An 8200-nucleotide genomic window follows, 5' to 3' on the forward strand; every position below is an offset into this window, starting at 1 on the left:
TTCTACAACACCCGCCGCCCCCATCAGGCGCTGGACATGAAAACCCCCGCTGAGGCATTCGCATTAGCGGCTTAACCTGTGCAGATTCCGCTGGGTCGATACACATTCTTCAGTCTGCGCGTCAGGAAATGGGTGCCGCCCATCCACGCTTTGATCGTGCCGAACGGGTGTTCGACGGTGCAGCGGCGGAGTGTCATGTAGTCCGGGCCGCGTCCCAGACGGCTCTCCATGTCGTCGACCAGATCTTCCCGCTCCCAGCGCGAAATCCGCCGCTCGTTGCCCGTCGTGCAATTGGTCAGGAGCGGGCAGGTCTTGCATCCGTTGATCCAACATCGCCGGATCGGGATGCCGCGCTCCTCGGTCGTTTAGCGGTAGGTCAGGTCTTCGCCTGCGGGGCAGACGTAGACGTCCCGTTCGGCGTCGTAGACGAAGTCCGCCTTCACATACATGCCCTTGGCCGCATTGCCCGAGGTCGCAGGCCGCGGCACTGTCGTCATGATGCCTGCCTCATGGCAAGCCAGGATCTCGGGGCCGCTGAAGTAGCCCTTGTCGGCGATGGCATGCAACTCGTCCCGCCCAAGGGCAGCCTTGGCCGCGATGGCCATCTGGCTGAGCTGTTCGCGGTCGAAGCCCTGGTTGGTGACCTCATGCGCGACGATGAGATGCGTCTCAGCATCGACAGCACTCTGCACATTGTAGCCGACCAACCCGCTGCTCCGCGCGCTGGTCGCCATCGCGCGGGCGTCGGGGTCCGTCAGGGAAATCTGGCCGTCCGACGCGTCGGCCAAAGCCTTGTCCATCTCCCTGAGCCGCGCGATCTCCTGCCGGATGCGGCCATAACGGCGGGACAGATGCTCGACCTTTCCGGCCCTTGCCTCGCCGTCCTCCTGCCGGTCGATGCGGACCATCTCGGTGATGTAGCGTTCGACATCGGCTTCGAGATGGGCGATGCGGCTGGCGATCTTGCCCTTGGTGAAATTCCTGTCGCGGTTGTTCACGGCCCTGAACTTGCTGCCGTCGATGGCGACGCAATCACCCTTCAGCGTGCCGATCCGGCGGCAGAGCTCGACGAACTGCGCGCAGACCTTGCGGATGCCCGCGCCGTTGTCGCGACGGAAGTCCGCGATGGTCTTGTGATCCGGCACCAGCTTGCCGGTCAGCCACATAACCTCGACATTGCGCCCGGCCTCGCGCTCCAACCTGCGGCTCGACGGGATGCGGTTCAGGTATCCGTAGATGAACAGCTTGAGCAGGACCGCAGGGTGATAGCCGGGCCGTCCAGTCCGCGCGGCGGCAGAACGCGCGAAACCGAGACGTGGCAGATCCAGCTCTTCGACGAAGAAATCCACGACGCGAACCAGACTGTCCTCACCGACCCAGTCGTCCAGACGTTCCGGGAAAAGCACCGACTGGCCACGATCAACGCCCTCGATGAAACCCGCCATGCCCGCCTCCGCCTAACCTGCGGAAGTTTACCACAGAGACGGGTTTCCACACAGCCTCGGCCGAAAGCGTAGGTCAAGCCTTCAACTGATGGCCAGGTCGCTCGCGGTCTTTCCCGCATCCAAAGCCTTCACGAACCACTGCGGTTTCCGCCCCCGGCCGGACCAGGTGAGCGCCGGGTTCTCAGGGTGCCGGTATTTCGCCGCGGCAGGCGCACGGGAGGATTTCGTATCGGTGCTGACAAGTTCGGCCAAGGAGTAGCCCAGATCCCGGGTGAGCGCTTCTACCTTGGCGCGGGCTTCCGCCTTCTGCCGATCCTCATAGGTGGAAATCGCCTTGGCGATGTCCTTCTGCATTTTCTTCAGCTCGCTGAGCGACAGTGCCTCGAGATCGTAATCAGCCATTTGTGCGGTCCGTATCCGAATGTCCCGGTATCGATAGCCCGTCGCGGCAGGGCGCCGCAACTCCCAGAGGGCAGGGGCAGGGGTGGCATAGGCTGGTGATCTCCGTTTTCGTCGCCGGTGAGGTGCTGAACTGGGGGGGCAGGCTGTCCCGATGGGCAAGGTGATAGGGTCCGGCATGGGCTCCCCGCACATCTCTGGCTTCTGGGCCATCCCTTCGACTGACAATCCTCTAATCCCGTTCTGGCTCTCGCGCGCAACCCCGCTTCAGTCCGGGCCGTGTTGCCCCTTTGGGGCTGCCCGCTCCACCCCGGTCCTCTGGGGGTTTCCGGCGTCCGTTCCGTCCACCGTGCACGCGTCACCCGACGGGCTTTTTCCGGGTCTTGTCGAAGGGACGGTCCCGAAGACAGGAGCAACAGGAGCTTACCATGCAGAACATCGTCATCCTCGCCGGCAACATCGGTCAGACCCCCGAAGTCCGCACCACCCAGGGCGGCACCAAGATCACCAACTTCAGCCTCGCCACCTCCCGCCCCCGCCTCTCGGAAGGTCGCGTGCTGCGCGACGAGAATGGCTACCGGGTCATGGACACCGAATGGCACCGTATCACCTGCTTCAACGGTCTGGGCAAGACGGTCGCGGAGCATTGCGAAAAGGGCATGAAGGTCCTCGTCCACGGCCGCATCCACTACACCAAGTGGATCGACAGCATGGGGAACGACCGCTACGGCTGCGAGATCATCGCCGAGAAGGTCGACTTCCTGAGCCGCCCGAAGTCGGCCGAGAACGAAAGCCCCGAGCTGGTCGACCGCGACGACGAGATCCCGTTCTGAGGATCGGGGTCTCCCCCTGGGGCCCGGCGGGGAAACCCGCCGGGTCTGTTAAACTTCAGCCTAGCGTCTTTATCGCCGCCAGCTTCTTGTCGATCCTACCGATGTGGTGGTCCCAGTCATCTGCCCAGCCCTCTGCGTTCGCTTGCTTGCAGAGCGCCCTCGCCAAGGTCCAGTTGCCGCGCTTCTCTTCGATGATGCGAAGCTGCCGGTAGCCCGCGTGGGCCGGGATGAAGCCCCAGTTCTTGTCCTCGCGGAAGAACCGGACGACATTAGCCCCGAGGCCGATCTGGCGCTGGAAACTCTTCACGGCCTCGTCCAAAGCGAATGGATCGTGATCCCGCCACCGGTAATAGAACGCACCTCTAACCGCAAAGTAGAAGTGCAGGTCAAGAACCGGGACGTTCTCGTTTACCAGCGTGTCAGCCCGATCTAGCAGCTTGTACCCCAGATGGCGCAGGTGCTCCTTCTTCAGGTATTCCGCCAGCGTGCCGAGGCTGTTGGGGTTGGTCGACCGCGCAAGGCTTTCCGCCGTGCCTCCGCCTAGTGGCGCGAAGACCCCTTCAATGGTCGCGCGCACCTCCTGCGTGAAGGCGTCCGTCCACCAGTCACCGTTCGGTTTCGATTCGGCTTTTCGACGGATGAATGGCAGCATCCTGTTTCCCTGTCCCACCACCGTGGGTAGCATCGCATCATGCAAATACCTGACGACATCACACCCATTCTGCGCGAGATCGACCAGTCGCTCAAGGAGAAGGCAATACCGCCACACTCGCGCCCCATCATGGCGGTGATCGAGTTCGGAAAAAGGTTCCGCATCAGTCTTCCCATTGCGAAGCTCCCGCCCGGTGCACCGGCAGAACTGGTCGCCACCAGCGTATACACCGACCGCATCCACCGCTGGTACGAAGAGGTCTACGGCGATCTGATCAAGACCGATTTCTCAGAGGAGGCCAAGGTCGCGGTCCTCGCGGATGGGGACATCTGGGAGATGCGAATTCCGTTGAGCTACGGGATGGCGGTTATTGGGGTGAAGCGCGAGTTGCCGAAGGAGACCGGCAACACGATCGGGACGAAAGTTCTGGACCTCAACGCTTGCGCCTCCCTTACTGGCATCACCGAGGCCCGCCTTCAGCACTTCTCGGATGATGACCTGAACGAGGTCTATGGGCTTTTCGTGGTGGGCCTCGACGTTCGCAAGGCATTCGACCGTTTCCGCAAGGCCGACCCTATGTTCGCTGCCGCCGAGGATGACTGGGCTGCCGCCGTTGCGAACATGACTAGTCAGTCACCGAACTGGGGACACGCGAGATGGGCATCTCTTCAGATGACCGAGAAGTTCATGAAGGGCCTGATCACGCTGGTTGGGGACGTCCCGGTCAAACGGGTTCACGACCTGACGGCGTTGCACGACGCACTCGCCTTCTCTGCCGCGGGCATGAACCTCAAGCACCTCCTTGCGGACATCCAATGCGGCGCTGGTGTCCGCTATAACGACCCGAAGATGCCATCCACGCGCCAGCAGGCCTACGCCGCGCACAAGGCCAGCCTGCTCGTCGTACGTGTCTTGGGCGACGTCCAATACAGCCAAAACCGATGACCACCCGCAGGCCTCGGACACTGCCGCTTTGCTCTAATTCGCCATTGTGAACCCAAGAGTGAGAGGAGTGCCGGTTTCCCGGTGACGGGTTGAGGGCAGGGAGAGTGGCTCCCGGCGCCCGTCGCGGGAGATAGCCGATGGGCGTTGTGGAAGTTCTGGATCCGGTTGCACCGACGCGGGCTGGTGGCTGGAAAGTGGATGTGAGCCGGGGCGAGCGGAACGGGCGGGTGTCGTCCGAATGGTTCAACCGGCCGGATGACGAGCGGTATCTGTCGCTCGACGATCTCTGGGCCAATGTGAAGAGCCGCTCCGAGCGCAGCCGCAGCAGGGTGGTGCAGACGGTCGACATCCGAGTCGAGGCGGCGCGCGACAACCCCGAACGGTTGCACCTGATGCTGCCGAAAGCGCACGAGCCGGTTGCACCCACGCACTGGGCCTTCGGCCAGCTTGCCAGCATCGTCGGCGCTCCGGCATCCTACCTGCGGCAGTTGCCCGCGCCGCTGGCGGGGATCAACCTGCAGTATGGCCTGACCAATCACCGCGCAGAGCAGGTGAAAACCTTCGAGACGGAAGACGGCCGCACCGAACTGCGCGCTGTGACCGGCCCCGACTATGGCCGCATCCATGACCATGAGCTGGTCGAGGCGGTGCAGCGCATCGCGGGCAATGGCACGGGCGACACGCGCTGGAAGGTGCCGGGTGTGCTGGACTGGTCGACCGGGGTCTATAACCCCGATGTCGAGATCAGCCGCGACACGACCACACTCTATGCCTCGGACCGCGACGTCTTTCTGTTCCTGGTCGACGATCACAACCCGATCGAGGCGGGCCGCCTGCCGGACGGCTCCCCCGATCTCTATTTCCGGGGCTTCTATTGCTGGAATTCCGAGGTGGGCGCGAAGACGCTCGGCATGGCGAGCTTCTACCTGCGGGCCGTGTGCCAGAACCGCAATCTCTGGGGCGTCGAGGATTTCCAGGAGATCACCATCCGCCACTCGAAATACGCGGCCTCCCGCTTCGCCCATGAGGCCGCCCCGGCGCTGACGCGCTTTGCCAATTCCTCGCCGCAGGGCTTCGTGAACGGCATCAAGGCGGCGCGGCAGCAGATCGTGGCGCGGACGGATGAGGATCGGGATGACTTCCTGCGCAAGCGCGGTTTCTCGAAGGCCGAATCCGGCAAGATCATCGAGAAGGTGCTGATGGAGGAGGGCCGCCCGCCCGAAAGCATCTTCGACTTCGTGCAGGGGATCACGCGGCTTGCGCGAGACAAGACCCAGCAGGATGCCCGTCTGGACATGGAAGGGCGCGCCAAGAAGCTCCTCGACCAGGTCGGCTGACGCCGGGCCCGACAACGCGACCGCCCTCGCGCGCGGCGGTCGCGCTTTCTCCTTCCACATGCATGCCACTGGCCCCGCCCCGAGAGGGCAGGGGGCTTCGACGTGCCATTTTCAGCGAGACCCCCATGACCCCCCAGGAAGAAACCGTCATCCTCGAGGCCCGCGACATCCTCGGGCGCTACCTCAGCCAAAACCCGGTCATCGGCAGTTGGCAGGCGCTGATGGACTATTGCGCGCTCAGCGTTCGCGGCCCCATCGAGCGGTTCCACGTCCTCTATCTCGACCGCAAGAACCGCATCATCTCCGATGAGCTTCTCTCGACCGGCACGGTTGACCACGTCCCGGTCTATCCGCGCGAGGTGATCAAGCGGGCGCTGATGCTGAACGCCAGCGCCCTGATCCTGATCCACAACCACCCGTCCGGCGATGCGACGCCGTCCGATGCCGATCTCAGCATGACCAAGGAGATCCAGAAGGGGTGCAGGTATCTCGGGCTGACGCTGCATGACCACATCATCGTCGGTGCCGGGATGGAGCTGAGCCTGCGGGCTCTCGGCAAGCTCTGACGCTGCGGCCAGATCCATCACCGTCGCCCCTTCGAGGAAGAGGGCGGCGGTTTGGTCTTTGACGGTGAAGCGGGGAGAAAGGCTTCCCCCGCCGTCGGAGATCTTCCCATGTTTGACCTGACGTTGCCGATCCAACCGACCGCCTACGCGCGGGGCGTCCCGCCGCATTTTCCGACTGGCGACGCTGACCCCAGTCATCCCTTCGCGCTAACCCTGTCACGCCGTGCGCCGACCGATCTGCTGTCGGGCCGGACCGCTCCGCTGGTCCTCGCCCGTTTCGCGACGCTCGCCGAGGCCATGCTGGGCGCAATTGACCATGCCGAGGGGATCGCCCCGGATGCTTCGCCCCAGCTTCTGGCCATCCTCGACCGTGACGCGCGCCTTGTGCTGGCCGGGGCCGCCAGTGACTATGCCGTCGCTTGGTGCCACCCGGTGACGAGCGCGGCTGAGGCACGTGGCGTCGTGACCGAGGCGAGCCAGCTGCGCGCGCAGGCAGGCCGCGCCAACGACTGGGGTGAGCCCGATCTGGCGAGGCGGCTGCGCCACCGCGCCGATCTTCTGGATGCGCGGCTCGTCGACCCGCTCTGGCGCGCCTTCGCCGCCCGGGCGCTGCAGGTCGCTGCGTGAGGCCCGAGAGACAGAGGAGGGCAGGGGGGAATTGGAGCTTGTCCGGGGGAGAGAGATCGTCCGGCCCGGCTTCGATCCCTTCCCCTGATTGGAGACACCCAATGACCCTGACGGAACCTACCCTCACGCCGCCAATGGCACCATCGACCGTCGACATGGCCCAGATCTTCGCGGCGCATGCAGCGCGTGCGGCCCGGATCGACGCGCTGCGCCCCGGCAACAAGGATCGCCTCTTTGATGGCCTTCTGGCCGCCGGCATCACCCATGTCACCGTGAGCTTCGACGGTGCCGGGGACAGCGGCCAGATCGAAAGCATCGGCGCATGGTCCGGTGAAACCGCTGTCGATTTCCCCGCGACCGAGATCGCATACGCGGCGCTGACCTGGGACGACCCCGAAGTCGAAATGCGGCAGCTCTCGCTGGAGGATGTCGTCGAGCAGCTGGCCTACGACTTCCTGTCTGACACCCATGGCGGCTGGGAGAACAACGACGGCGCCTGGGGCGAGTTCTGCTTCGATGTATCGACCCAGCGGAATCTGCACAGGTTAAGCCGCTAAAGCGAATGCCTCGGCGGGGGTTTTCATGTCCAGCGCCTGATGCGGGCGTCGGGTGTTGTAGAAGCTGATCCAGTCACCGATGGCGCGGTTCGCGTGTTGGATGCTGTCGAAGCGCTGGCGATGGATGCACTGTTCTTTCAGTGTCCGGATCACGCGCTCGACCATTCCGTTCTGCTGCGGGCAGTGTGGCGTTATGAACTCCTGCTTCAGCCCATAGCTGCGGACCAGCGCGGTGTAGCGGCGGCTTGTGAAGACCAGGCCGTTGTCGGACCTCAGAAGGAATTCACGCGTGACCTTTCCCAAGGTGCCGAACCGGCTGATGAGGGCATGCTCGAGGGCGCTGGCAGCGGTCGTTGCCTTGCCGGATCGTGACAGATGCCAGCCCAGAAGCTCACGGGTGTGACAGTCGATGACGAGGGCCAGAGTGGTCCAGCCGTCGCGCCCCGCCCAGACACGGCAAAGGTCGGTGGACCAGCGTTCGTTCGGAGCCGTTGCGACAGAGGGAACGGCCTCAATGCGGGGCCGCATGCCAATCGGACGCTTTCGCACCTGCCAGCCCTTGATCTGGAAGATGCGCTGCACCGTGTTCTTGTTGAAGCCCAAGAGCCAGGCCACTGTTCGATAGCCGAAGGACGGCTCCTTCTCGATCATGGCCTTGATGGGATCGGCGAAGCGGGGATCGACCTTTGGCGCTGCCTTGGTCGGCTTATAATAGACAGTCCGCCGCGGCACGCCGAACCAGGCGCAAAGCTTGGTCAGCGGCACCGCGATCCCATCGGCCAGAAGGCCCTCATGGAGCGTCCGGATCAATTGCCGTCCTCCCGCTCCATGAGGGCCGC

The 8200-nt window shown here is 64.0% G+C and carries 9 protein-coding genes and 1 pseudogene; 6 read left to right on the plus strand and 4 right to left on the minus strand.

Annotated elements, in window-relative coordinates:
* Positions 1-101: 101 nt before the first annotated feature.
* Together IE126_RS24905 and IE126_RS24910 are read right to left on the minus strand one after the other, a co-directional pair.
* Positions 102-1445, minus strand: a pseudogene (locus IE126_RS24905) (IS1182 family transposase); the annotation flags it as partial.
* A gap of 81 nt (positions 1446-1526) precedes the next feature.
* On the minus strand, positions 1527-1847 hold the full coding sequence (locus tag IE126_RS24910; RefSeq protein WP_189383020.1) for an H-NS histone family protein: 321 nt from the start codon (positions 1845-1847) through the stop codon (positions 1527-1529).
* Between the two features lie 425 nt (positions 1848-2272).
* On the opposite strand from IE126_RS24910, the gene IE126_RS24915 reads away from it, so the two are divergent.
* Positions 2273-2677 carry a single-stranded DNA-binding protein gene (locus tag IE126_RS24915; RefSeq protein ID WP_161763811.1) on the plus strand — a complete coding sequence of 135 codons (405 nt, stop codon included), beginning with the start codon at positions 2273-2275 and terminating at the stop codon, positions 2675-2677.
* Positions 2678-2732: 55 nt separating this feature from the next.
* On the opposite strand, the gene IE126_RS24920 is transcribed toward IE126_RS24915, so the two are convergent.
* Positions 2733-3329: a hypothetical protein gene (locus IE126_RS24920; protein WP_189383022.1), complete on the minus strand. Its 597-nt coding sequence runs from the start codon at positions 3327-3329 to the stop codon at positions 2733-2735.
* A gap of 39 nt (positions 3330-3368) precedes the next feature.
* On the opposite strand from IE126_RS24920, the gene IE126_RS24925 reads away from it, so the two are divergent.
* From IE126_RS24925 to IE126_RS24945, 5 genes are all read left to right on the plus strand, one after another.
* Complete coding sequence (locus IE126_RS24925) at positions 3369-4274, plus strand: hypothetical protein (protein WP_189383023.1); 906 nt, start codon at positions 3369-3371, stop codon at positions 4272-4274.
* A 137-nt stretch (positions 4275-4411) separates the two neighbouring features.
* A complete protein-coding gene (locus tag IE126_RS24930; protein WP_189383025.1) occupies positions 4412-5611 on the plus strand; it encodes a DUF932 domain-containing protein in 1200 nt (399 codons plus the stop codon).
* 125 nt (positions 5612-5736) lie between these two features.
* A complete protein-coding gene (locus tag IE126_RS24935; protein ID WP_189383027.1) occupies positions 5737-6177 on the plus strand; it encodes a JAB domain-containing protein in 441 nt (146 codons plus the stop codon).
* Positions 6178-6285: 108 nt separating this feature from the next.
* Complete coding sequence (locus tag IE126_RS24940; RefSeq protein WP_189383028.1) at positions 6286-6804, plus strand: DNA repair protein RadC; 519 nt, start codon at positions 6286-6288, stop codon at positions 6802-6804.
* Positions 6805-6905: 101 nt separating this feature from the next.
* On the plus strand, positions 6906-7361 hold the full coding sequence (locus IE126_RS24945) for a DUF6878 family protein (RefSeq protein WP_189383030.1): 456 nt from the start codon (positions 6906-6908) through the stop codon (positions 7359-7361).
* Here IE126_RS24945 and IE126_RS24950 read toward each other — a convergent pair.
* Complete coding sequence (locus tag IE126_RS24950; RefSeq protein WP_229825913.1) at positions 7350-8126, minus strand: IS3 family transposase; 777 nt, start codon at positions 8124-8126, stop codon at positions 7350-7352. The two genes, IE126_RS24945 and IE126_RS24950, sit on opposite strands and share 12 nt — an antisense overlap.
* Positions 8127-8200 lie beyond the last annotated feature (74 nt).

Origin of the sequence: Gemmobacter nanjingensis (assembly GCF_014652195.1) — a bacterium.
GTDB lineage: Bacteria > Pseudomonadota > Alphaproteobacteria > Rhodobacterales > Rhodobacteraceae > Gemmobacter > Gemmobacter caeni.